The organism is Burkholderia sp. FERM BP-3421, assembly GCF_028657905.1.
Taxonomy (GTDB): domain Bacteria; phylum Pseudomonadota; class Gammaproteobacteria; order Burkholderiales; family Burkholderiaceae; genus Burkholderia.
In genome coordinates, this window is record NZ_CP117782.1 from 2795614 (window position 1) to 2818857 (window position 23244).

Here is a 23244-nt window from a genome sequence, read left to right on the forward strand (position 1 = left end):
GCCTCTCCGCCGCCTCCGTCCTTCACCGATCACCAAGCCCCACCCCCTTGGTCAATCGTTAGTTATTCGAAAGCATTTCGTCATAACATGGCCGTCGCATTCGCTTCACGCAACCGACGCATCCTCTCTTCATACTTTAAGTCGTTCACGACCAGCCAAGTCCGGGAGACATCCGATGCGCCAGCGCGTCACCGCCGCCGTCCTTGCCGCCGCCGTGCTGCTTGCCGCCTGCAGCGACGACGCGACGCACGCCGCCCAACGCGGCGCGGCGGATGCGCCGTCCGCCGCGCCCGACACGCCGCGCGCGACGGACGGCGCGGCGAATGCTTTCAACAGCGGCGCCCCCGCCGCGCGCGCCTCGAACGACGCACCGCTCGCCCCGCCCGTCGTCCATTACCCGCCCGACGACAACGACGACACCCCCGGCTCCACCGCCACCGCGGCCACCGCCGCGTCGACGCCCGGCTGATCGCCCGTTTCCATCCCCACCGCAGAACAACTCGCCCCAGGTGAAAACATGACGTCAGAAAGTCGCCGCCGTTTCCTGCATACGATGACCCAATCCGCGGGCGCCGCCGCCGCGCTCACGGTGTTCCCCGAATCGATCCGCCGCGCGCTCGCGATTCCCGCCGCCTCGCGCACCGGCACGATCCGCGATGTCGAGCACATCGTCGTGTTCATGCAGGAAAACCGCTCGTTCGATCATTACTTCGGACACCTGCGCGGCGTGCGCGGCTACAACGACCGCTTCCCGATCCCGCTGCCGAACGGCAAGCCGGTGTGGTATCAGCCGTCGAAGGCGAATCCGGCGCAGCCGGTGCTGCCGTTCCGGCTCAACACGCTGACCACGAGCGCGCAGTGCATCGGCGACCTCGACCACTCGTGGTACAAGACGCAAGCCGCGATCGACGGCGGCCGCTACGACCAGTGGCCGGCGAACAAGACCGACATGACGATGGGCTATCACGTGCGCGAGGACATCCCGTTCCACTACGCGCTCGCCGATGCGTTCACGGTCTGCGACCACTACTTCTGCTCGCTGCCCGGCCCGACCCACCCGAACCGCTCGTACCTGATGACGGGCACCGTCGATCCGACCGGCAAGTTCGGCGGCCCGCTGCTCGACAACAACGACTACGTGGACGGCGACGTGCCGCCGCAATACCAGCTGCTGTCGTGGACGACCTTCCCCGAGCGCCTGGAGGCGCGCGGCGTCTCGTGGCAGGTGTACCAGCAGGGCACCAACGGCAACGATCCGCTGAACGGCAACTACGGCACCAACATCCTGCAGAACTTCGCGAACTTCATCAACGCGCAGCCGGGCTCCTCGCTGTACCAGCGCGCGCAGACAGCGCGCTCGCTCGACGACCTGAAGGCCGACGTGCTCGCGAACAAGCTTCCGCAGGTCTCGTGGCTGCTGCCGCCCGCGGCGTTCTCCGAGCATCCCAAGTACACGCCCGCCTACGGCGCGAACTACACCTCGCAGATCCTCGACGCGCTGACCGCGAACCCCGAGGTCTGGCGCAAGACCGTGCTGTTCATCATGTACGACGAGAACGACGGCTTCTTCGATCACCTCGTGCCGCCGCAGCCGGCCACGACGCGCGCGCAGGGCCTGTCGACCGTGACCGTCGAGGGCGAGATCCACAACGTCGTGAATCCGGGTCGCGGCGGCAGCTACACCGCCGACGGCCTGCCCTACGGCCTCGGCCCGCGCGTGCCGATGACGGTGGTGTCGCCGTGGACCAAGGGCGGCTTCGTGTGCTCGCAGGTGTTCGACCACACCTCGGTGATCCGCTTCATCAGCGAGCGCTTCGGCGTCGACGAACCGAACATCACGCCGTGGCGTCGCACGGTGTGCGGCGACCTGACGGCGGCCTTCGACTTCCGCACCCCGGACGCCACGCTGCCGCCGCTGCCCGACACGAGCAACTACCGTTCGATCGCGGATCAGCTGTGCACCACCAAGCCCGCGCCGACGGTGCCGGCCCAGCCGAGCCCGATCGATCCGCAGGAGCCGGGCGTGCGGCCCGCGCGCGCGCTGCCCTATGAACTGCATGTGAATGCGAGCGTGCACGGCGGGCATCTGCGCATCGAATTCGCGAACCGCGGCGACCAGGGCGCGCACTTCTACGTGTACGCGGGCAACCGCAGCGACGGCCCGTGGCGCTACACGGTCGGCGCGCATCGCGCGCTGCACGACGAATTCGACCTGACGGTGACGAACGGCGCCTACGACTTCACGGTGTACGGTCCGAACGGCTTCGTGCGCAGCTTCGGCGGCGCGGCGCAGGCCGGCGCGCCGCATGGCGCGCACGCGGCGGCGCATCCGGAGGTGAAGGCCGGCTACGACGTCGCGAACGGGAACCTGTACCTGAAGATCGCCAATCGCGGCGGCGCGCGCGTGCAGCTGACGCTGACCGACAACGCGTACGGCGCGCCCGCGCGCCACCTGACGCTGCACGGCGGCGAGGAACGGATCGAGCAGTGGTCGCTCGCGTCGAGCCATCACTGGTACGACGTCACGGTGTCGGACGGGACCAGCGGCGGCTTCGCGCGCCGCTTCGCGGGCCACGTGGAGAACGGCCGCCCGAGCTACTCCGATCCGGCCGCGGTCGCGCCCGTGAGCGCCTGAACGCCGCCCGCGAGCCCGACGCATGCGCCGGGCTCCGGCGAGCGGCTCGGCCGGAGCGTCTCGGCCGAACCGGGACAGCCCGATCAGCGTACGCTGGCCGGGCTGTTTTTCATGGCGCGGCGCGTATCGAAGAAGACCGCGACGGAGCGGGCGCGCTCAGGCCACCGTCGCGATCGCCGCGTGCGGCGGCGCGGCCTCGAACTCGCCCGCCTCCTCGCGGAACCGCAGCGGCGCCGCGCAATGGATCAGGGTGTCGACGAAGTACTTCGCGCGCGGCCAGGGGCCGTAGCCGGCCGCCGTGTTGACGTGGCCCGCGTCGCCGAGATTGACGAACGCGCCGCCGAGCCGCTGCGCGAGTTCGCGCGCATCCTCGATGCGCATCCAGGGGTCGGTCTCGCTGCCGATCACGATCGACGGCACGGCGAGGCGCCGGCCCTCGAACGCGCCGGCGAAGGTGAACTTGGCGGGACTCGCGGGCGCGACGAACAGGACGCCCGCCACCTCCGCGAGCGGCGCGCCGGGCTGCGCGAGCGCATGCGCGGCCGCGAGGCAGCCGAAGCTGTGCGCGGCCAGCACGAACGGCCCGCGTTCGCGCGCGAGCAGGTCCAGCAGCGACTGCGCCCAGCGCGCGAGGTGCGGCGCGTCCCAGTCGTCCTGCTCGACCCGCAGCGCGCGCGCGAACTGCCGCTCGAGCCAGGTCTGCCAATGCGCGCCCTCGCTGCCGTGCAGTCCGGGAACGGTCACGAGCCGCGGCGGCCAGGTCGATTTGCTGCATGAGCGCATCTTTGCCCTCGCTGATGCTGGTGGTCCGGTCGCCATTGTCGGCGGCGGCGCGCGCGCGACGAACCAATTTTTCGTGCTTTGCATTTCGACGGGCGGCGGCGCGCGGCGCGCCGAAACCGTAGAATGAGGGCTTCATTCAGGAGACGCCCCCATGCCCGCCCCGCTGCCCGGCGCATTGCGCCCGTTCCATCTCGCCCTCCCGGTCACGAGCCTAGATCAGGCGCGCCGCTTCTACGGCGGCCTGCTCGGTTGCGCCGAGGGCCGCAGCTCCGCGCACTGGGTCGACTTCGATTTCTTCGGGCACCAGCTCGTCGCCCACCTCGCGCCCGACGAAACCGGGCGCGCCGCCGTCAATCCGGTGGACGGCGACGACGTGCCGGTGCGCCATTTCGGCGTGGTGCTGTCGATGGAGGAATGGGAGGCGCTGGCCGCGCGGCTGAAGGCCGCCGGCACCTTGTTCGTGATCGAGCCGCACCTGCGCTTCAAGGGCGAGGTGGGCGAACAGGCGACGATGTTCTTCCTCGACCCGTGCGGCAACGCACTCGAATTCAAGGCATTCGCCGACATCGACCAGCTGTTCGCGAAGTGACGCGCATGGAAATCCTGCTCTGCACGCCGCCCGGCCCGGCCGCCGCCGACTGGCGCGACGCGGTCGCGCGCCATCTGCCCGGCGCGCGGCTGCGCGTCTGGCAGCCGGGCGACGACGCGCCGGCCGACTACGCGCTCGTGTGGCGCGCGCCGCATGCGTTCTTCGCGCCGCGCGCGGGGCTGCGCGCGATCTTCAATCTCGGCGCGGGCGTCGATGCGCTGCTCGCGCTCGAACGCGCGCAGCCGGGCACGCTGCCGCGCGGCGTGCCGCTCGTGCGCCTCGAAGACACCGGCATGGGCCAGCAGATGATCGAGTACGTGACCCACGCGGTGCTGCGCTACCTGCGGCGCTTCGACGACTACGCGCAGTTGCAGCGCGAAGGCCGCTGGCAGCCGCTGCCCGCGCATCCGCGCGCGACCTTCACGGTCGGCGTGCTCGGGCTCGGCGTGCTCGGCACGCAGGTGGCGCGCGCGCTCGCCGCGCTCGGCCTGCCGGTGCGCGGCTTCGGCCGGCGCGAGAAACGGGTGGAAGGCGTTTCCGTGTACACCGGCGCCGTGCACGCGAGCGCCGACGCGCACGCGGACCACGCCCGCCTCGACGCCTTCCTCGACGGCGTGAAGGTGCTCGTGAACCTGCTGCCCAGCACGCCCGCCACCGACGGCATCCTGAACGCGCGCACCTTCTCGCGGCTCGCGCGCGGCGCCTACCTCGTCAACGTGGCGCGCGGCGCGCACCTCGTCGAGCCCGACCTGCTCGCCGCGCTGGCCGACGGCCGGCTCGCCGCCGCGACGCTCGACGTGTTCGCGCAGGAGCCCCTGCCCGCCGCACACCCGTTCTGGCGCGAGCCCCGCATCACGATCACGCCGCATACCTCGGCCGAAACGCTGCACGCCGAGGCGCTCGAACAGATCGCCGCGAAGATCGACGCGCTCGCGCGCGGCGCGACGATCGGCGGCGTCATCGACCTCGCGCGCGGCTACTGAGGCGCGCCGCCCCTGCATTCATCGATATAACGAACCCCTCAGGAGACAGACATGACATTCCCGGCAGCCGTGAAAATCGTCGAGGTCGGCCCGCGCGACGGCCTGCAGAACGAAAAGGGTCTCGTGCCGACCGAGGTGAAGATCGCGCTCGTCGACCGCCTGTCGCGCGCGGGCTTCCGCAACGTCGAAGCGGCCTCGTTCGTGTCGCCGAAATGGGTGCCGCAGATGGCCGACGGCGCCGAGGTGATGGCCGGCATCGCGCGCCGTCCGGGCACCGTGTACTCGGTGCTGACGCCGAACCTGAAAGGCTTCGAGAACGCGCTCGCCGCGCGCGCGGACGAAGTCGTGATCTTCGGCGCCGCGAGCGAGGCGTTCTCGCAGAAGAACATCAACTGCAGCATCGCCGAGAGCATCGCGCGCTTCGAGCCGGTCGCGCGCGCCGCGAAGGACGCGGGCCTGCGGCTGCGCGGCAGCGTGTCGTGCGCGCTCGGCTGCCCCTATCAGGGCGAGGTGCCGGTCGCCTCGGTGGTCGACGTGGTGGCGCGCTTCGCCGCGCTCGGCTGCGACGAGATCGACATCGCGGACACGATCGGGGTCGGCACGCCGCGTCGCACCCGCGAGGTGCTCGCCGCCGTCACGCGGGCATTTCCGCGCGAGCGGCTGTCGGGCCATTTCCACGACACCTACGGCCAGGCGCTCGCGAACATCTACGCGGCGCTGTTCGAGGGCATCGAGATCTTCCATGCATCGGTGGCGGGGCTCGGCGGCTGCCCGTACGCGAAGGGCGCGACCGGCAACGTCGCGACCGAGGACGTGCTGTACCTGATGCAGGGGCTCGGCATCGACACCGGCATCGATCTGCAGCAGGTGGTCGAGGCGGGCGACTTCATCTCCACCGCGATCGGCCGCGCCAATGTGTCGCGCGCGGGCCGCGCGCTGCTCGCGAAGGCACGCAGCGCCACCGATGCGGCGTCCTGTGCATAATGCCCGCCGTCTTTACTTCCTGCTCAAGCGTGTTCTCATGACGACCTCCGCTTCCTTCGACGCCCTGCCCGATTCCGCGCGCCGCGTCGCACTGCTGCTGCGCGAGCGCGGCCACGCGAAACCCATCGTGATGCTGGCGGAAACCGGCAAGACCTCCGCCGAAGCGGCCGCCGGCCTGGGCTGCTCGGTCGCGCAGATCGCCAAGTCGATCCTGTTCCGCCGCCGCGTGGACGGCGCGCCGGTGCTCGTGGTCGCGAGCGGCGCGAATCGCGTCGACGAGGCGAAGGTGGCCGCGCAGGTCGGCGAGATCGGCCGCGCCGACGCGAAGTTCGTGCGCGACCACACCGGCTACGCGATCGGCGGCGTGTGTCCGATCGGGCATCTGGTCAAGCCGGTCACGCTGATCGACGCGGATCTGCTCGCGCTCGACTGCCTGTGGGCCGCGGCCGGCCATCCGCATGCGGTGTTCAACCTGACGCCGGACGAGCTGGTCGCGATGACGGGCGCGCCCGTCGTCGACGTCGCGCTGCGCGAGCAAGCATGAGCGAGATCGTCACGCCGAGCGTCCCGTCGCCGTGCACGGGCATTTGCCGGCTCGACGCCGCCACCGGCTGGTGTGAAGGCTGCCATCGCACGCGCGACGAAATCGCCAGTTGGCGCAAGCTCGACGACGAGGGCAGGCGCGCGGTGCTGGCGCGCCTCGATGCGCGACGCCCGCGGGCAGCGGCAGCGGCGAGCGTGACGGAAGGCGACTGAGCACGGCGCTGCGTCGCGCACCGGGGCCGCGCGCGGGTCTGAACGGGCGAGCCTCGCCGTCCGGCCGTGGTCCGCGGACTCATCCGATGGCGCGCCGCGGGCGCGTGAGGGCGAACGGGTGCGACGCCCGGCCTATCCTCGCCGCGCAAAAAAAAACCGTTCTGCCAATGCGGCGAACGGCGCTCAGAAACGGAATTTTGTCGACGTGATCAACGTCACTGCGCATCATACGAGCCACCCGTCGGGCATCGCATCGGGAGTTTCCCTACGGATTCCCGGCGCGCGACCTGTGCTGCGCGCCGCGCCTTGCGCGCCGTGCGCTCACCGTCCCGGCTTCGCGATCGCGCGCCGCGCCGGCACGATCCGCCAGCCGAGATTCACGCCCGCCGCGGCCACCAGAATCAGCACCGCGCCCAGCACCTGACTCCACGCGAGCGTCTGCCCGAACGCGATCCGGTCGACGACGATCGCGACCACCGGATAGATGAACGACAGCGCCCCCGTCATCGCGGTCGGCAGCTTCTGGATCGCGCCGTACAGCAGCACATACATCGCGCCGGTGTTGACGACGCCGAGCACGACGAGATCGAGCCACTGCGCGGGCGTCGCGGGCAGCGCGTCGTAGTGGACGAACGGCGCGAGCAGCACGACGCCGAGCCCGACCTGGAGCAGCGCGATCAGATGCGGCGGCACGCCCCTGAGGCGCTTCGTGATGATCGACGACACCGCGTACAGGAACGCCGCGCCGAGCGCGAGCGCGACGCCCTCGACATATTCGCCCGGCACGGCGAGCACCGCGGGCTCGACCCGCACGACGCACACGAGGCCGACGAAGGCGAGCAGCAGCCAGCCGACGATCGACGCGGTGAGCCGTTCGCGGAACACCAGCGCGCCCAGCGCGACGAGCATGAAGGGCTGGGTGTGATAAACGGCGGTCGCCATCGAGATCGACGCGCGCGAATACGCGCCGAACAACAGCACCCAGTTCGCGACGATCGCGACGCCGCCGAGCAGCGCGAGGCCGAGCGTGCGCCGCGACAGCAGGCCGCGACGCAGCAGGCCGAGCGCCGCGCACACGCCGAGCAGCGTCGCGCCGCCGAACACGCAGCGGAAGAACACGACGTTCATCAGATGCTGCTGCGACGACACGACGAACCAGCCGATCGTCCCCGACATCAGCATCGCGAGGGTCATCTCGGCGGCGCCGCGGCGGATTTCAGGGGTTGCCATGGAAAACATCCGTTGGGTTCAGGTATGGTTTGATTTTAGAAACCCGAGCCGCGGCAATCCATCGCTTATGCAAGACGAAATTGCCTGTTTTCCTTTTAAAAGAAGGTCGAGATGCCGAAACGCCTAACCCCGCCCGTACCGGTCGATGGCCTCGACGCGACCGACCGCGCGTTGCTGCATCTGCTGGCCGAGGATGCGCGCATGACGACGAGCGAGCTGGCGCGCCGGATCGGGCTGTCGGCGCCGAGCACGGCGGACCGGCTGCGCCGGCTGGAGGCGCAACACGTGATCGGGCGTTACACGGTGGAGATCGATCCGCGCGCGCTCGGCTACACGCTGCAGGCGATCGTGCGCGTGAAGCCGCTGCCGGGGCAGCTGCATCTGGTCGAGGCGCTGCTGCGGCAGATCCCCGAGTTCGTCGAATGCGACAAGGTGACGGGCGACGACTGCTTCATCTGCCGGGTCTACCTGCGCTCGATCGAGCATCTGGACGGGATTCTGGCGAAGGTGACCGAGCGCGCGGAGACGAGCACGGCGATCGTGAAGTCGACGCCGGTGGCGCGGCGGCTGCCGCCGCTCGAACATCGGGCGTGATCCTGCAGCCGGCGGGCACGCGCAGGCGGCGGCCTGCCGCGCTTCCGGCCCGGGCGCAGGCCGGATCACCCCATGAGCCCGCTGGGCAAGCGCCGTCGCGCCGGCCCGCGCCGCTCACGCGCCCACGTCGCGCGCCTCGAAAAAGCCCAGCATCTCCTCGATCAACGCGACCGGCGCTTCCTCCGGAATGTAGTGCCCGCAATCGAGCGCGCGCCCGCTGACATCGCGCGCCACGCACCGCCACTCCTCGAGCGGCTCGAAGCATCGCGCGACCACGCCCTGCGCGCCCCACAGCACGCGCAGCGGGCACCCGATCTTGTTGCCGCGTTCGAGATCCTCGCGGTCGTGTTCGAGGTCGATCGTCGCCGACGCGCGATAGTCCTCGCACATCGCATGCACCGCGCCCGGCTGCCGCAGCGCATCGCGGTACGCGGCCAGCGCCTCCGGCGCGAACGTCGCGAGCCCCGCCGCGCGATGGCCCATCAGCTGCTCGACATAGGCGTCGGTGCGCCCGTCGATCAGCGTCTCGGGCAGCGGCGCCGGCTGGATCAGGAAAAACCAGTGGAAATACGCGGTCGCGAACGCGCGATCGGTGCCTTCGTACATCGCGAGCGTCGGCGCGATGTCGAGCAGCAGCATGCGCTCGACCTGCACCGGATGATCGAGCGCCATCCGGTGCGCGACCCGCGCGCCGCGATCGTGCGCGGCCACGTGAAAACGCTTGAAACCGAAATGACGCATCACCTCGACCTGATCGGCCGCCATCGCGCGCTTCGAATACGGCGTGTGCCGCGCATCGCTCTCCGGTCTCGACGAGGCGCCATAGCCGCGCAGGTCGGTCGCGATCACGGTGAAGTGGCGAGCCAGCGTCGCGGCCACGCGATGCCAGATCATGTGCGTCTGCGGGTGCCCATGCAGCAGCAGCAGCGGCGGCCCCGCGCCTCCCTTGACGCCGAAAATCTCGACGCCCTGCGCATCGACCCTGAACGGCGCGAACTCCTCAAACGACATGGTCTTGTTCTCTGGAATTGTTGTTGCTGCCTATTGTAGGAGGGCAAATCGCACCCCATCGGCCGTTTTCCCGGACAATCCGTAGAAGCAGAACACTCCCTCGACACCGCCGCCGCGCGCCTCGCCCTACAATCGCACGATCGTTCGTATTAATATGCAGCCAACCCGCTGCGTAGCCCTGTTGCGAATCGCATCGCGTGGCTCAATCCGCCGCCTGGGCGCGGCAACGATCACGGAGACTCACCATGGCTTTGCCCGCCGTCCTGCAAAATCTCGCGCTGCCTGTCATCGCGTCGCCGATGTTCATCGTCAGTTACCCCGAGCTGGTGCTCGCGCAGTGCAAGGCGGGCATCGTCGGCTCGTTTCCGGCGCTGAACGCGCGCCCCGCCGAACTGCTCGACGAATGGCTCACGCAGATCCAGTCGCAGCTCGCCGAACACAAGGCTCGCCATCCGGACGCCGTGATCGGGCCGCTCGCGGTCAACCAGATCGTCCACCAGTCGAACGTGCGGCTCGAACACGACATCCGCGTCTGCGTCGAGCACAAGGTGCCGATCTTCATCACGAGCCTGCGCGCGCCCGCGCGCGAGATCGTCGACGCGGTGCACAGCTACGGCGGCATCGTGCTGCACGACGTGATCAACCTGCGGCACGCGCAGAAGGCGCTCGAAGCCGGCGTCGACGGGCTGATCCTGGTCGCGGCGGGCGCCGGCGGCCACGCGGGCACGACCTCGCCGTTCGCGCTCGTCGGCGAGGTGCGCAAGATGTTCGACGGCCCGATCGTGCTGTCGGGCTCGATCGCGAACGGCGGCTCGATCCTCGCCGCGCAGGCGATGGGCGCCGATCTCGCGTACATGGGCACGCGCTTCATCGCGACCCGGGAAGCGCATGCGGTCGACGACTACAAGCACGCGATCCTGAACGCCAGCTCGTCCGACATCATCTACACGAACCTGTTCACCGGCGTGCACGGCAACTACATTCGCCAGAGCATCGTGAACGCGGGCCTCAACCCGGACGATCTGCCCGAAGCCGACAAGTCGAAGATGAATTTCGGCTCCGACAAGGCGAAGGCGTGGAAGGACATCTGGGGTGCAGGCCAGGGCGTCGGGCTGATGGACGACGTGCCGTCGGTCGGCGAACTCGTCACGCGCCTCGCGCGCGAATACCAGGACGCGAAGGCGCGCCTCGGCATCCGCGGCTGACGCCGCGACATCACGGCATGAAATGTAAAAAGGCGCGGCCATGAGGCCGCGCCTTTTTACGTGAAACCCGCGACGCGCGCCGTTCAGCCGTTCAGCCGATCCGCTTCATGCGCGGCAGCGCGAGCACCTTGAGCCGCTCTTCGATCGACGGGCACAGCGACTGCCCGGCGAAGCGGTCGGCGAGGAAATCGACGAACGAACGCACCTTCGCCGAGACATGGCGGCGGCTCGCATACACCGCGTAGATCGGCAGCTCGCGCGGCGGCATCACGTCGAGCAGGAGCGGCACGAGACGGCCCGCCTCGATGTCTTCGCCGACCACCTCGGTCCCGAGCAGCGCGATGCCCGCGCCGCCCAGCACCGCGACCCGCAGCCCTTCGAGATGGTTGACGATCAGGTTGCCCGCGAGCGACACGCGCGATGCGGCCGCGACGTCCGTCGCCATCGCATCGAGCGTGGTGGCGTTCGGATCGCGCCGCAGATAGTTGTGGTGTTCGAGATCGGCCAGGGTGGTCGGGGTGCCGTGCTGCTTCAGGTAATCGGGCGACGCCACCAACAGGATGTGCGCGGTGGCGATCTGGCGCGCGACGAGCGACGACGACTTCATGCCGGCGGGCGCGGCGCGCACCGCCACGTCGTAGCCTTCGTCGATCAGTTCGACCACGCGATCGGACAGCGTGATCTCCACGGTCACGTCGCTATAGCGTGCCGCGTAATCGGTCACGGCATCCATCACGTGACGCAGGCCGAATGCCGAGAGCGAGGTCACGCGCAAACGCCCCTGCGGCACCACGCTCGCCGCGCCGACGGCCTGCCCGGCTTCGTCGAGTTCGGTGAGCGCCTGTACGAGCCGTTCGTAGTATTCGCGTCCGGCTTCGGTCGGCGCGACGCGACGGGTCGTGCGATGCAGCAGCCGCGCGCCGAGCTGTTGCTCGAGGTGCATCACGTGCTTGCTCGCCATCGCCGCCGACATCTGCATGCGTTCCGCCGCACCGACGAAGCTGCCCACTTCGACGACGAAGCGAAATACATTCATGCTGACGAGGGTATCCATCGAAAATGCTCGCAATCGGTGGGAATGAGGCTATCGCGAGCAACTGTAACAAAGGCTGAGAAACGAAATCGTCAAGAAAAGCAAAACGGCGTCACTTGTGTGACGCCGCGAACATGGCGGACTACGGGGCCCGATTGCTTAGAACTTCGCACGAATCCCGGCGCCGAACGTATTGCCGCTCGACATGCCGGACAAACGGTCGTTCATGTAGGCCGTGTAGACGTCGGTGCGCTTCGACAGCGGATAGTCGTAGCCGAGCGCCCAGGTCTGGCGCGTCTGGTCGAGGCCGCCCGCGTCGCGCGAGTACGCGTAGGACGCCATCACGCTGCCCGCGCCGAGCGGCACCGTGACCCCGCCCTGCGCGGTGTTCACATGCCAGCTGCCCGAGATCTGGTCGTTCTTCGTATACATGTACTGGCCGAACAACTTCACGAACTTGAGGTCGTAGCTGACCCCGAGCTGCGCCACGCCCTGACTCTTCATGCCGGCGACGAGCGGCCCGAGGTCGCCCGGGTTGTTGTTGAAGTTCACATACTGGTAGACGGCCGTCGCGGCGAACGGGCCGTTGAAGTAGAGGAACTGGCCGCTCCATTTCTTCGATGCATTGCTGCCCGCCTGATTGCCGAGCGCGTACATCACGCTGCCGCTCAAGCCGTGATAGTTCGGCGTGGTATACGACACCGCGTTGTTCCAGCCCGAATCGCCGACGACGCCCTGGTCGGTCGTATAGGTCGGGAACGTGCCGAGGCCGAGGAACACGTGGTAGACCATCGGCGAGAACACATACGAGTCGATGAACGGATTGAACAGGATCGTCGACACGAACAGATGCGTCGTCAGCCGGCCCGCGGTGACGGTGCCGTACGGCGTCTCGAGGCCGACGTAGGAATTGCGCGCGAAGAAGGTGTCGCCGTTGAAGCGGCCGTAGTTGCCGTTCTGCGGCCGGAAGAAATCCTCGAGCGTGAAGATCGCCTTGTAGCCGCCGCCGAGATCCTCGGTGCCGCGCACGCCCCAGTATGAGGTCGACATCCCGCCGCCCTGCACGCCCCACGCGCGCTCGCCGCCCGGGAATTTCTGCGCGCCGACCCAGGCGTCGACCTGCCCGTACAGTTGGATGCTCGATTGCGCATGCGCGCCGGTCGCGCCGGCGGCGAGCGTCGCCGCGGCGGCGAACGCGAAAGAGGTATGCAGCGCCCGGCTGGCAAGTGACTTCATTGGATCTCCACGTGTTTGTCGAAAAAAGACGGCGCAAGCGCGTTGTTGTTGGTACGGGCGGAGGCCTGCGTCGATTGGGGCGCTGCCATCTTTACGGACCATTTTTCCGGTCAAAAAAGAGGGCGCTTATTGCGGGTATAGCGTCCGCATTAACTTCCCCGCGTTTTGGCGGGATTCAGCAGACGAAAGCGGGGGCAAACCACCTGACGAAATGCTTTCGCGCACCGCGCGAGCGCGCGCGCGGCGGCAGACGAATCCTGCGTCGAGCCCGACGCATGCGCGCCCGTCGCGGCTGCGCGGCTGCGCGGCGCGAAAGATACCTAAGCCGGAAGGGGTGCGGGAGATTTGCGGAGGGACTGTGGCGAATTTGCATCATCGGGCGGCGCGCCGCGCCGCCCGATGATGCGGGTCAGTTGCGGTAGAACGACGAGAAGAACGGCGGACGCCCGGCGTCTTCCTGCGTGCGCGGCGGCGGCATCGGCCGGCCGCCGCGTTCTTCGTTGTAGCGGGTGACGTCGGCTCGGATCGAGCCGGCGCGCATCGGCACCGTGCCGTCGGGCGGATGCGGCACGCCGCGCGCCTCGGCGCTGATCGGGCGATAGGGGCTGCCTTGCGCGGCGTAACGGCCATACGACGGCGTCGGACGCAGGCCCCAGCGCTGCTGGCCATAAGCGTTCGCACCGGGCCGCGCCTCGCCGCCATGCGCCGCCCCGTAGCCACCGCCTAAACCACGTCCGGCGCCATGCGGCGGCTGCGCGCACGCGAGCGACACCAGCAGCACGCCCAATGCGCCCGCCGCCCATCGCCCGATCATCCGTCCTGCACGTGCCGTCATCATCCTGATTACCCGCCGATTTCCCGCGTCTGTGCGCTCGACGCGCGGCACGGGAGCCTTTCAGCAGTAATTTATGAGGGCCTCGCAAACGTGTCGAGCCGAAAAATGTTAGTCCGCCGGCACCGGTGTAACACCGTGTTACTGCTGGTTTTTTCAGGTTTTGCCGCCGCCTCGGACGGGCCTGCCAAGGCGCCGCATTTGACATTCCGACCGTAAGCCTCTGTATTTTTTAAGCGACATCCGGCGAATCGCGCCCCAGAAATAACCATTTACCGAACTCATCAATCGATGCATGGAATGAATTTGTCTATTTAATAGGCGACCCGGAGAATGGCGCATCCGGGACGCGCAAGCGTCCCCGCTCTTATCCGGATTCCGTCATGGCCCGTCCCCGTTTCGTCCCCGACAACTTCACCCTCGCACTCGTCGGCACCGTGGTGCTCGCGAGCCTGCTGCCGTGCCACGGCCCGGCCGCCCACGCCTTCAACTGGGCGACCAACATCGCGGTCGGCCTGCTGTTCTTCCTGCACGGCGCGAAGCTGTCGCGCGAAGCGATCATCGCCGGCGCGACCCATTGGCGGCTGCACGCGGTCGTGCTGCTCAGCACCTTCGCGCTGTTCCCGCTGCTCGGCCTCGCGCTCAAGCCGCTGCTGTCGCCGCTCGTCACGCCGGCGCTCTATGCGGGCGTGCTGTTCCTGTGCACGCTGCCTTCCACGGTCCAGTCGTCGATCGCCTTCACCTCGATCGCGAAGGGCAACGTGCCGGCCGCGGTCTGCTCGGCGTCCGCGTCGAGCCTGCTCGGCATCTTCCTCACGCCCGCGCTGGTCGGCCTCATGATCACCTCGCAGGCGGGCGGCGGCGCATCGCCGTGGAGCACCATCGGCAGCATCGTGATGCAACTGCTCGTGCCGTTCGTCGCCGGCCAGTTGCTGCGCCCCGTGATCGGCGCATGGATCGAGCGCAACCGCGGCGTGCTGCGCTTCGTCGATCAGGGCTCGATCCTGCTCGTCGTCTACGTGGCGTTCAGCGAGGCCGTGAACCAGGGGCTCTGGCACCAGATCCCGCCCAGCGCGCTGCTCGGGCTCATCGTCGTCAACGTCGTGCTGCTCGCGATCGCGCTGCTGCTCACCATGTTCGTCAGCAAGCGGCTCGGCTTCAATCGCGCGGACCAGATCACGATCATCTTCTGCGGCTCGAAGAAGAGCCTCGCCGCCGGCGTGCCGATGGCGAAGGTGATCTTCGCGGCGCACGCGGTCGGCGCGGTGGTGCTGCCGCTGATGCTGTTCCACCAGATCCAGCTGATGACCTGCGCGGCGCTCGCGCAACGCTGGGGCGCCCGCGACCTCGGCGCGGATGAAGGCGAAGCGACGCACGGCGGCAGCGGCGGCAACGCGCTGCGCACCCGCGATCGGTGAGGCGCCGGCCGCGCGCGGCGCGGTGAGCCGCGCGGCCGGGTCGGGATGAGCGGCAGCGGCTCGTCCTGCCCGGGATCGTCCGGCCGTCCCGCACCCTGCCATCGCTTCTGCGAACCGCACGTGCCGGGCCGGCCGCCATCCATTCATCCCCTCGCCGTCCATCGCATTCCTGACGCACACGAGCCCGGAATGACGAGGCGCGTTCATCGAGCACTCCCGTGCGACGGGTTCGTCCTCGCGCATCACGACGCCCGCGCCCCAGCCGCTTGCCGGCGATCGATCACGCGCGGCGCGCGGCGGGCGAAACGCACGACGTGCATGCTTCGCGTCCGTTCGGGGAGTGCGGCGGGCCGCCTCGCACGAGCGCATCGACGGTCCTTGGTTGATCGTCCCGCCGGGCCGGCGCGCGACATTTCCTCGATGGGCAATCGAAAGGCTTCACACGCATGCTCCGCCCCATCCGATGAATGTGAGACGGGCCGTCCCGCTCAAGCGCATCGACGCTCCTGATTGATCGCCCCGCCGGGCCGGCGCGCGACATGCCATCGATAAAGCACAGCGCCTCCCGCCTCGGCATCCGCCGAATCCGACGGCTCGCGCGCGTCCCGATCCGCGCAAGGCGGCCCCCTCCGGCCTCCCCCCTTTCTCGACCGACCCGCGCGCCCCCTCGCTGCAATCGTTTGCCCGCACGCGCCCCCCCACGACAGTGCATCGCGTCACAAAAAATTCATTCAACTCGCGCGCCCGGCTGCCGTTAAGGCCGGCGTTCCGTCGTCATCGTCCACCCCATGCCCTCACCCACCCGCGCCGCCACCGACTCCGTCAGCATCGCCTCGCTGATCGCGGCGCGTGCGCTCACCGCGGTGTTCCAGCCGATCGTCGACATCGAGGCCGGCGCCATCATCGGCTACGAAGGCCTGATCCGCGGCCCGTCCGGCTCGCCGCTCGAACAGCCGGCCGCGCTGTTCGCGCAGGCCGCGCGCGAGGGCGCGTCGATCGCGCTCGAACACGCGGCCGCGGCCGCCTGCATCGAAGCGTTCGCCACGCTCGCGTGCGACGGCAAGCTGTTCCTCAATTTCAGCGCGAACGCGATCCTGCAGTTCGCGACCGTGCGCGAGCATGCGCAGGCCCTGCTGCAGCGCATGGGCTTCAACGCGGAACGGATCGTCATCGAGCTGACCGAACAGAACGCGATCCCCGACGTCGGCGACTTCGCGTCCGCGATCGCCGCGCTGCGCCAGGCCGGCGTCCAGTTCGCGCTCGACGACTACGGCACCGCGAACGCCAGCATGAACCTGTGGGTGAGCCTGCATCCCGACGTCGTGAAGATCGACCGCTTCTTCATCCACGACATCGCCAACGATCCGCTCAAGTTCGAGGCCGTCAAGGCGATGCAGCACTTCGCGAACGCGAGCGGCGCGAAGCTGATCGCCGAAGGCATCGAGAACGAGGCGGACCTGATCGTCGTGCGCGACATGGGCATCGGCTGCGGCCAGGGCTTCTTCCTCGGCCGGCCACATGCGCATCCCGCGCGCCGGGTCGCGCCGGACGCGCACGACGCGATCCGCGCGCAGCACATCGCGGTGTTTCCGGGCGCGACCCGCGCCGGGCCCGCGCCGCGCCCGGGCAGCGGCACGGTGGTCGCGAAGATGCTGGTCAGCGCGCCCGCGCTGCCGCGCCGCGCCACCAACAACGACGTGCTCGAACTGTTCAATCGCCTGCCCGACCTGCATGCGGTCGCGGTCGTCGAGGGCGATCACCCGATCGCGCTGATCAACCGGCGCAGCTTCATGGACCGCTACGCGCTGCCCTATCACCGCGAGGTGTTCGGCAAGAAGGCCTGCCTGCAATTCGCGAACGACGCGCCCGTGATCATCGAAAACACCATGACGGTCGAGCAGATGGCCAAGCTGCTGACGAGCAACGACCAGCGCTACCTGGCCGACGGCTTCGTGATCACCGAACGCGGCCGCTATCTCGGCCTCGGCACCGGCGAGAACCTGGTGCGCGCGGTCACCGAGGTGCGAATCGAGGCAGCCCGCTACGCGAATCCGCTGACCTTCCTGCCCGGCAACATCCCGATCAGCTCGCACATCGCGCGCCTCGTCGACAACGAGGCCGGCTTCCACGCGTGCTACGTCGACCTGAACCAGTTCAAGCCGTTCAACGACCAGTACGGCTACTGGCAGGGCGACGAGGTGCTGAAGTTCGCCGCCACCGTGCTCGCCCACGTGTGCGACCCGACGCGCGACTTCCTCGGCCACGTCGGCGGCGACGATTTCCTCGTGCTGTTCCAGAGCGCCGACTGGACCGCGCGCGTGAAGCGCGCGATCCGTCATTTCAACGAAGGCGCGCAGCGCTTCTACGCGCCGGCCGACCGGCTCGCGGGCGGCATTCGCGGCGAGGACCGCTACGGCAACCCGGCCTTCCACGGCTTCGTGACGATGGCGATCGGCTGCGTGCACGTGCCGCCCGCGGCCGGCCGCGCGCTGCGCTACGGCAGCGACGAGATCGCGTCGGTCGCCGCGCTCGCGAAGCGGCGCGCGAAGCAGCAGCCGGGCGGCTATTTCCTGATCGACATCGAGGAAGGCAGCGCCTGGCTGCGCGCGCGCGGCGACGCGGCGCCCGTCGAGCTGGACTGACGGCGACGGCTGCTCGTCGGGCAGCCCGCGCGGAACGGGCGCGCGGATGGACGACCCGCGTCGCCGGGCGACGGCGCGCCGGATCGCCTCCGTCAACGCCTCTGCCTCTGCCTCTGCCTCTGCCTCCGTTATCGTCTCCGCCCACTCCACTGTCTCCGTGGTCCGCGCTGTCCACGCTGCCCCCCAAAACCGCCCCCCTCCTTTACTATTCGTTTAGTATTTTTACTAAACGAACAAATGGGCTTTATCCTTTTAAATACGGGTATTTACCAGCCCATCAGCCTCGGTTTTCAGCTTGATCGACAATATTTTTACTATACAATCGCCGTCACCCTAAACACCCGGATCCGGACCATGGGCACGACCATTCGCGATGTGGCGCATGCGGCCAACGTATCGATCGGCACCGTGTCGCGCGCGCTCAAGAACCAGCCCGGCTTGTCCGAAGCGACGCGCGAGCGGATCGTCGAGGTCGCGCAGCGGCTCGGCTACGATCCCGCGCAGCTGCGGCCCCGCATCCGGCGCCTGACCTTCCTGCTGCACCGGCAGCACAACAACTTCGCGGCGACGCCGTTCTTCTCGCACGTGCTGCACGGCGTCGAGGACGCCTGCCGCGAGCGCGGCATCGTGCCGACGCTGCTGACGGCCGGCCCGACCGACGACGTGATCCGCCAGATGCGCCCGCACGCGCCCGACGCGATCGCGGTCGCGGGCTTCATGGAGCCGGAGACGCTCGAGGCGCTCGCCGCGACCGGCCGCCCGCTCGTGCTGATCGACCTGTGGGCGCCCGGCCTGCGCTCGGTGAACATCGACAACCACGGCGGCGCGGCGCTCGCGATGCGGCATCTGTTCGCGGCCGGCCGCCGCCGCATCGCGTTCATCGGCGGCTCGCTCGCGCACTACAGCATCGCCCAGCGCGCGCTCGGCTACCGCCGCGCGTTCTTCGAGGCCGGCCTGCTGTTCGATCCGTCGCTCGAGGTGACGATCGACGCCGGCCTCGATCCCGACACCGGCGCGGCGCGCGCGATGCAGCAGCTGCTCGACGCGCCCGGGCCGCGCCCCGACGCCGTGTTCGCGTTCAACGACGCCGCCGCGCTCGCCGCGCTGCGCGTGTGCGTGGCGCGCGGCGTGCGGGTGCCGGAAGACATCGCGTTCGTCGGCTTCGACGACATCCCCGCCGCCGCGCACGCCGCGCCGCCGCTGACGACGCTCGCCGTCGACAAGGAAGCGCTCGGCCGGCTCGGCGTCGAACTGCTGCTCGCCGACGCGCCCGAGCGCAGCGAAATCAGCCTGCCCGTGCAACTGGTCGCGCGGGCCAGCAGCCTCGGCGTCGCGCAAGCGGCGCCCATCCTCACCTCGGTCATCGGATCATGACGACTTTCGCTTCGCCCTCTTCCTGCCCTGCGCCCGACGCGCCGGCCACGCCCGCGCCTGCCGTCGCGAGTTTCCGCGACCCGGCGTTCCTGCTGTCGCACGTACGGGACACGCTGCGCTTCTACGCGCCGACGGTGTTCGACCCGAGCGGCGGCTTCTTCCATTTCTTCCGCGACGACGGCGCGGTGTACGACCGCACGACCCGCCACCTCGTCAGCAGCTGCCGCTTCGTCTTCAACTATGCGATGGCCTACCGGCAGTTCGGCGACCCGCGCGATCTCGACTACACGCGCCACGGCCTGCGCTTCCTGCGCGACGCGCACTGGGACGCGGCCCTGCAGGGCTACGACTGGGAACTCGACTGGCGCGACGGCCGCAAGCACGCGACGCTCGACGGCACGCGCCACTGCTACGGGCTCGCGTTCGTGCTGCTCGCGGCCGCGCACGCGACGATGGCGGGCGTCGACGAGGCGCGGCCGCTGATCGCCGACACCTTCGCCCTGATGGAGCGCCATTTCTGGGATGCCCGCGGCGGCCTCTACATGGACGACGCGACGCCCGACTGGCGCGTATCCGGCTATCGCGGCCAGAACGCGAACATGCATGCGGCCGAGGCGCTGCTCGCCGCCTACGAGGCGACCGGCGAGACCTCGTACCTCGACCGCGCGGAATTGCTCGCGACCCACATCACGCGCCGCCAGGCCGCGCTGTCGCAAGACCTCGTCTGGGAACACTTCCACGCGGACTGGTCGGTCGACTGGGACTACAACAAGGAAGACAGCTCGAACATCTTCCGGCCGTGGGGCTTCCAGCCGGGCCACCAGACCGAATGGGCGAAGCTGCTGCTGATCCTCGAACGGCACCGCCCGCTCGACTGGCTGCTGCCGCGCGCGGTGGAACTGTTCGACGCGGCGCTCGCGCACGCCTGGGACGCGGATCACGGCGGGCTGTACTACGGCTTCGGCCCCGACTACACGATCTGCGACCACAACAAGTATTTCTGGGTGCAGGCCGAGACCTTCGCGGCCGCCGCGCTGCTCGCCGCGCGCACCGGCAGCGAACGCTTCTGGGACTGGTATGACGAGATCTGGCGCTACAGCTGGGCGCACTTCGTCGATCACCGCTACGGCGCGTGGTACCGCATCCTCACCTGCGACAACCGCAAGTACAGCGACGAGAAGAGCCCCGCCGGCAAAACCGACTATCACACGATGGGCGCGTGCTACGAAGTGCTGAACGCGCTGCCGGCCGCCGTCCTCGCCCACCCGCAACCGGAGTCCGCGCAATGAGCCAGGCCGCACTTCCGCAATTCGTGTCGGCGGGCGACATCCTGACCGACATGGTGCGCACCGACGGCGCGCAGTGGGTGTCGCGCCCGGGCGGCGCGGGCTGGAACGTCGCGCGCGCGGTCGCGCGGCTCGGCGTGCCGAGCGCCTGCGCCGGCGCGCTCGGCCGCGACTGCTTCTCCGACGTGCTGTGGCAGGCCAGCGAGGCGGCCGGCCTCGACCTGCGCTTCCTGCAGCGCGTCGATCGCGCGCCGCTGCTCGCGATCGTCCACGAGACCCGGCCGCCCGCCTACTTCTTCATCGGCGAGCACAGCGCGGACCTCGCGTTCGACCCCGCGCAGCTGCCGGCCGGCTGGGAGGACGCGGTGGGCTGGGCGCACTTCGGCTGCATCAGCCTCGTGCGCGAGCCGCTCGCGGCGACGCTGATCGCGCTCGCGGGCGCGCTGCGCGCGCGCGGCGTGAAGATCAGCTTCGATCCGAACTACCGCAACCTGATGGCGGCCGGCTACCGCCCGACGCTGGAGAAGATGGCGGCGCTGGCCGACCTGATCAAGGTCTCGGACGAGGATCTGCGGCACCTGTTCGAGGGCGACGAACACGCGGCGATCGCGCAGCTGCGCGCCATGAATCCCGCCGCCACGCTGCTCGTCACGCGCGGCGCGCAGGCCGCGACGCTCTATGCGGACGGCGAGACACTGAGCGCCGAGCCGCCGCGCGTCGAGGTCGCGGATACGGTGGGCGCGGGCGACGCGTCGATCGGCGGCCTGCTGTTCAGCCTGATGCGCACGCCGCAGCGCGGCTGGCGCGAGCACCTCGCGTTCGCGCTCGCCGCGGGCGCGGCCGCGTGCCGCCACACCGGCGCGCACGCGCCGACACTCGACGAGGTCGTCGCGCTGCTCGACTGAAGGGCTGAAGGGCTGAAGGGCGGAACGATTTGACCGATTGAATGGCTGAAGGCGCGGCCGCGCGGTGCTAGGATGGAGCCGTCCTTTTGCAGGAGAAGCATCATGGACGGCAACACCTACACCAAGGGCATCTACACGGCCAAGGCGCATGCCCGGAAGACGGGCAACGGCCGCTACCAGGGCTACGTGATCCTGTCGCGCGACGAGGGCGGCGCGCCCGACAACACGCGCTACGAGGTCGAGGCGACGAGCCCCAACGAGGAAGAAGCGTTCGCCGAGGCGCAGGCGCTCGCGCACCGGATCCTCGGCGAGCTGGAACTGTGACGGCGAGCCGCCGCCGTCACCACAGGCGCGCGATCACCGACACGATCGCCATGATCACGAGCGTCGACATGAACGGAAACGGATAGACCCGCGCGCCGATCCTGAGCGTCACATCCCCCGGCAGCCGCCCGACGCCGAGCTTCGACAGCCACGGCCAGGTCCGCGTCAGGATCATCACCGCGAGGAAGGTGGTGAGCAGCCAGCGGAACACGGCGCGCCGCCTACAGCGTGTGCGAGCGGTCGCCGCGCGCGAACGCGTCGAGCGTGCCGTCGATCCCGCGCGCGAAGCCGATCACCTTGAACAGCTCGCCCATCTCCGCCTCAGAAATCAGTTTCTGCACCGCATTCGCGGCCGGCAGGAAGGCATGCACATCGGCCGGATCGAGCGTGGCGAGCGCCTCGGTGATGCCCGCGTTCAGCAGGAAGCGCGCCTGCGACGTATAACCGAGCAGGTCCGCGCCGGTCGCCATGCCCGCCTCGCAGACGCCGCTGAACTCGACGTGCGCGGTCAGGTCCTGGAGACCCGGATACAGGAACGGATCGCCGTGCGCGCGATGCCGGTAATGGCACATCAGCGTGCCTTCGGCGCGCTGCGGGTGGTAGTACTCGTGGCGCGGGAAACCGTAGTCGATGAACAGCGCCGCGCCGCGCGCGAGCATCGAGCACACCGTGCGCACGAACCCCACGGCCGCATCGTGGATCTCGGTCAGGTAGCCGGCCGGCAGCGCCGGACCGTCGAACGCCGCGATCAGCGGCTCCGCGCCGCAGGGACGGTCGTCGAAGCCGAAACGGCCCGCCGCGTCCGTCACGACGCCGCGTTCGAGCCAGCCCGCCTCGCCCTTCACGACGAGCCGCACCGGCATCGCGTCGAGCACCTCGTTGCCGATCACCACGCCCTCGAAACGCGCCGGCAGCGCGTCCAGCCAGCGCACCCGCGCGGCGAGCGCCGGCGCGTCGGCGTCGAGCGTGTCGCGCTGGCGCGCGCGCAACTCGCCCGACAGATCCACGATCCAGTATTCGTCGGGCGCCGCGCCCAACGCGTCGAGCGCATTCAGGAGCCCTGCCGCGAGCCGGCCCGTGCCCGCGCCGAACTCCATCACGCGGCGCGTGCCGCTCAGTTCGAGCGCCTGCGCGACCGGCCGCGCGAGCGTCTGCGCGAACAGCGGCGACAGCTCCGGCGCGGTGACGAAATCGCTGCCGTCGTCGCCGCGCCGCCCGAACTTGCGCGCGCCGCCGCTGTAATAGCCGAGGCCCGGCGCGTACAGCGCCTGTTCCATGTAGCGGGAGAACGGCAGCCAGCCGCCCGCCGCCGCGATCTCGGCATGCAGCCTCGCGACGAGGGTTTCGGACTGGACGAGCGCGTCGGGGCCGGGAGCAGGTAAACTAGCGGGTTCGTGAGATTTCGGGTTCATCCCGGCATTGTA

At 69.3% G+C, this 23244-nt stretch carries 23 protein-coding genes; 15 read left to right on the forward strand and 8 right to left on the reverse strand.

From position 1 onward, the window contains the following. The first annotated feature begins 175 nt into the window (after positions 1–175). The gene (locus Bsp3421_RS28590) at positions 176–469 is read left to right on the forward strand and encodes a hypothetical protein (protein ID WP_273999405.1); all 294 of its coding nucleotides are present in this window, start codon (positions 176–178) and stop codon (positions 467–469) included. Positions 470–517: 48 nt separating this feature from the next. Continuing rightward, positions 518–2635 carry a phosphocholine-specific phospholipase C gene (locus Bsp3421_RS28595; protein ID WP_273999407.1) on the forward strand — a complete coding sequence of 706 codons (2118 nt, stop codon included), beginning with the start codon at positions 518–520 and terminating at the stop codon, positions 2633–2635. A gap of 156 nt (positions 2636–2791) precedes the next feature. Here the strand turns inward: Bsp3421_RS28595 and Bsp3421_RS28600 are convergent, their stop codons facing one another. Then, positions 2792–3418 carry an RBBP9/YdeN family alpha/beta hydrolase gene (locus Bsp3421_RS28600; protein ID WP_273999410.1) on the reverse strand — a complete coding sequence of 209 codons (627 nt, stop codon included), beginning with the start codon at positions 3416–3418 and terminating at the stop codon, positions 2792–2794. Between the two features lie 151 nt (positions 3419–3569). Here Bsp3421_RS28600 and Bsp3421_RS28605 point away from each other — a divergent pair, with 151 nt between their 5' ends. Genes Bsp3421_RS28605 through Bsp3421_RS28625 form a run of 5 tightly spaced genes read left to right on the forward strand, consistent with a single transcriptional unit; the run spans position 3570 to position 6730 of the window. Next, the gene (locus tag Bsp3421_RS28605) at positions 3570–4007 is read left to right on the forward strand and encodes a VOC family protein (RefSeq protein WP_273999411.1); all 438 of its coding nucleotides are present in this window, start codon (positions 3570–3572) and stop codon (positions 4005–4007) included. A gap of 5 nt (positions 4008–4012) precedes the next feature. Continuing rightward, positions 4013–4990, forward strand: a complete 978-nt coding sequence (locus Bsp3421_RS28610) for a 2-hydroxyacid dehydrogenase (RefSeq protein WP_273999413.1) — start codon at positions 4013–4015, stop codon at positions 4988–4990. A 51-nt stretch (positions 4991–5041) separates the two neighbouring features. Next, positions 5042–5974, forward strand: coding sequence for a hydroxymethylglutaryl-CoA lyase (locus Bsp3421_RS28615; RefSeq protein ID WP_273999414.1), 933 nt, complete (start codon positions 5042–5044; stop codon positions 5972–5974). 37 nt (positions 5975–6011) lie between these two features. Continuing rightward, positions 6012–6518 carry a YbaK/EbsC family protein gene (locus Bsp3421_RS28620; RefSeq protein WP_273999415.1) on the forward strand — a complete coding sequence of 169 codons (507 nt, stop codon included), beginning with the start codon at positions 6012–6014 and terminating at the stop codon, positions 6516–6518. Further along, positions 6404–6730: a DUF1289 domain-containing protein gene (locus tag Bsp3421_RS28625; RefSeq protein ID WP_443111602.1), complete on the forward strand. Its 327-nt coding sequence runs from the start codon at positions 6404–6406 to the stop codon at positions 6728–6730. The genes Bsp3421_RS28620 and Bsp3421_RS28625 overlap by 115 nt, the downstream gene beginning before the upstream one ends. Before the next feature lie 321 nt (positions 6731–7051). On the opposite strand, the gene Bsp3421_RS28630 is transcribed toward Bsp3421_RS28625, so the two are convergent. Further along, positions 7052–7960 (reverse strand): DMT family transporter, encoded by a 909-nt coding sequence (locus tag Bsp3421_RS28630; RefSeq protein ID WP_273999418.1) that lies wholly within the window; start codon positions 7958–7960, stop codon positions 7052–7054. A 111-nt stretch (positions 7961–8071) separates the two neighbouring features. Here Bsp3421_RS28630 and Bsp3421_RS28635 point away from each other — a divergent pair, with 111 nt between their 5' ends. Next, positions 8072–8554, forward strand: coding sequence for an Lrp/AsnC family transcriptional regulator (locus Bsp3421_RS28635; protein ID WP_273999419.1), 483 nt, complete (start codon positions 8072–8074; stop codon positions 8552–8554). Between the two features lie 114 nt (positions 8555–8668). Here the strand turns inward: Bsp3421_RS28635 and Bsp3421_RS28640 are convergent, their stop codons facing one another. After that, the gene (locus tag Bsp3421_RS28640) at positions 8669–9565 is read right to left on the reverse strand and encodes an alpha/beta fold hydrolase (RefSeq protein ID WP_273999421.1); all 897 of its coding nucleotides are present in this window, start codon (positions 9563–9565) and stop codon (positions 8669–8671) included. 245 nt (positions 9566–9810) lie between these two features. Between Bsp3421_RS28640 and Bsp3421_RS28645 the strand changes: the two genes are divergently transcribed. After that, positions 9811–10770 carry an NAD(P)H-dependent flavin oxidoreductase gene (locus Bsp3421_RS28645; protein ID WP_273999422.1) on the forward strand — a complete coding sequence of 320 codons (960 nt, stop codon included), beginning with the start codon at positions 9811–9813 and terminating at the stop codon, positions 10768–10770. 91 nt (positions 10771–10861) lie between these two features. On the opposite strand, the gene Bsp3421_RS28650 is transcribed toward Bsp3421_RS28645, so the two are convergent. The 3 genes from Bsp3421_RS28650 to Bsp3421_RS28660 all read right to left on the reverse strand — a co-directional run bounded on the left by Bsp3421_RS28650 (position 10862) and on the right by Bsp3421_RS28660 (position 13877). Further along, a complete protein-coding gene (locus tag Bsp3421_RS28650) occupies positions 10862–11824 on the reverse strand; it encodes a LysR family transcriptional regulator (RefSeq protein ID WP_273999424.1) in 963 nt (320 codons plus the stop codon). 138 nt (positions 11825–11962) lie between these two features. Continuing rightward, positions 11963–13039: a porin gene (locus Bsp3421_RS28655; protein WP_273999426.1), complete on the reverse strand. Its 1077-nt coding sequence runs from the start codon at positions 13037–13039 to the stop codon at positions 11963–11965. 409 nt (positions 13040–13448) lie between these two features. After that, on the reverse strand, positions 13449–13877 hold the full coding sequence (locus Bsp3421_RS28660) for a hypothetical protein (RefSeq protein ID WP_273999427.1): 429 nt from the start codon (positions 13875–13877) through the stop codon (positions 13449–13451). Between the two features lie 377 nt (positions 13878–14254). Between Bsp3421_RS28660 and Bsp3421_RS28665 the strand changes: the two genes are divergently transcribed. The 6 genes from Bsp3421_RS28665 to Bsp3421_RS28690 all read left to right on the forward strand — a co-directional run bounded on the left by Bsp3421_RS28665 (position 14255) and on the right by Bsp3421_RS28690 (position 21820). Continuing rightward, positions 14255–15289, forward strand: a complete 1035-nt coding sequence (locus Bsp3421_RS28665) for a bile acid:sodium symporter family protein (RefSeq protein ID WP_273999429.1) — start codon at positions 14255–14257, stop codon at positions 15287–15289. Between the two features lie 788 nt (positions 15290–16077). Further along, positions 16078–17931 (forward strand): phosphodiesterase, encoded by a 1854-nt coding sequence (locus Bsp3421_RS28670; RefSeq protein ID WP_273999431.1) that lies wholly within the window; start codon positions 16078–16080, stop codon positions 17929–17931. 354 nt (positions 17932–18285) lie between these two features. Then, positions 18286–19305, forward strand: coding sequence for a LacI family DNA-binding transcriptional regulator (locus Bsp3421_RS28675; protein WP_273999432.1), 1020 nt, complete (start codon positions 18286–18288; stop codon positions 19303–19305). Next, the gene (locus tag Bsp3421_RS28680; RefSeq protein ID WP_273999433.1) at positions 19302–20594 is read left to right on the forward strand and encodes an AGE family epimerase/isomerase; all 1293 of its coding nucleotides are present in this window, start codon (positions 19302–19304) and stop codon (positions 20592–20594) included. Before Bsp3421_RS28675 ends, Bsp3421_RS28680 begins: the two co-directional genes overlap by 4 nt. Continuing rightward, positions 20591–21496 carry a carbohydrate kinase family protein gene (locus Bsp3421_RS28685; protein WP_273999434.1) on the forward strand — a complete coding sequence of 302 codons (906 nt, stop codon included), beginning with the start codon at positions 20591–20593 and terminating at the stop codon, positions 21494–21496. Before Bsp3421_RS28680 ends, Bsp3421_RS28685 begins: the two co-directional genes overlap by 4 nt. Positions 21497–21598: 102 nt before the next feature. Beyond that, complete coding sequence (locus tag Bsp3421_RS28690; protein WP_273999435.1) at positions 21599–21820, forward strand: hypothetical protein; 222 nt, start codon at positions 21599–21601, stop codon at positions 21818–21820. Between the two features lie 16 nt (positions 21821–21836). Here the strand turns inward: Bsp3421_RS28690 and Bsp3421_RS28695 are convergent, their stop codons facing one another. Together Bsp3421_RS28695 and Bsp3421_RS28700 are read right to left on the reverse strand one after the other, a co-directional pair. Next, positions 21837–22031, reverse strand: coding sequence for a DUF2905 domain-containing protein (locus Bsp3421_RS28695; RefSeq protein ID WP_252984273.1), 195 nt, complete (start codon positions 22029–22031; stop codon positions 21837–21839). 10 nt (positions 22032–22041) lie between these two features. Beyond that, entirely contained in the window at positions 22042–23232 is a 1191-nt protein-coding gene (locus Bsp3421_RS28700; protein WP_273999437.1) for a class I SAM-dependent methyltransferase, read from the reverse strand. Positions 23233–23244: the final 12 nt, after the last annotated feature.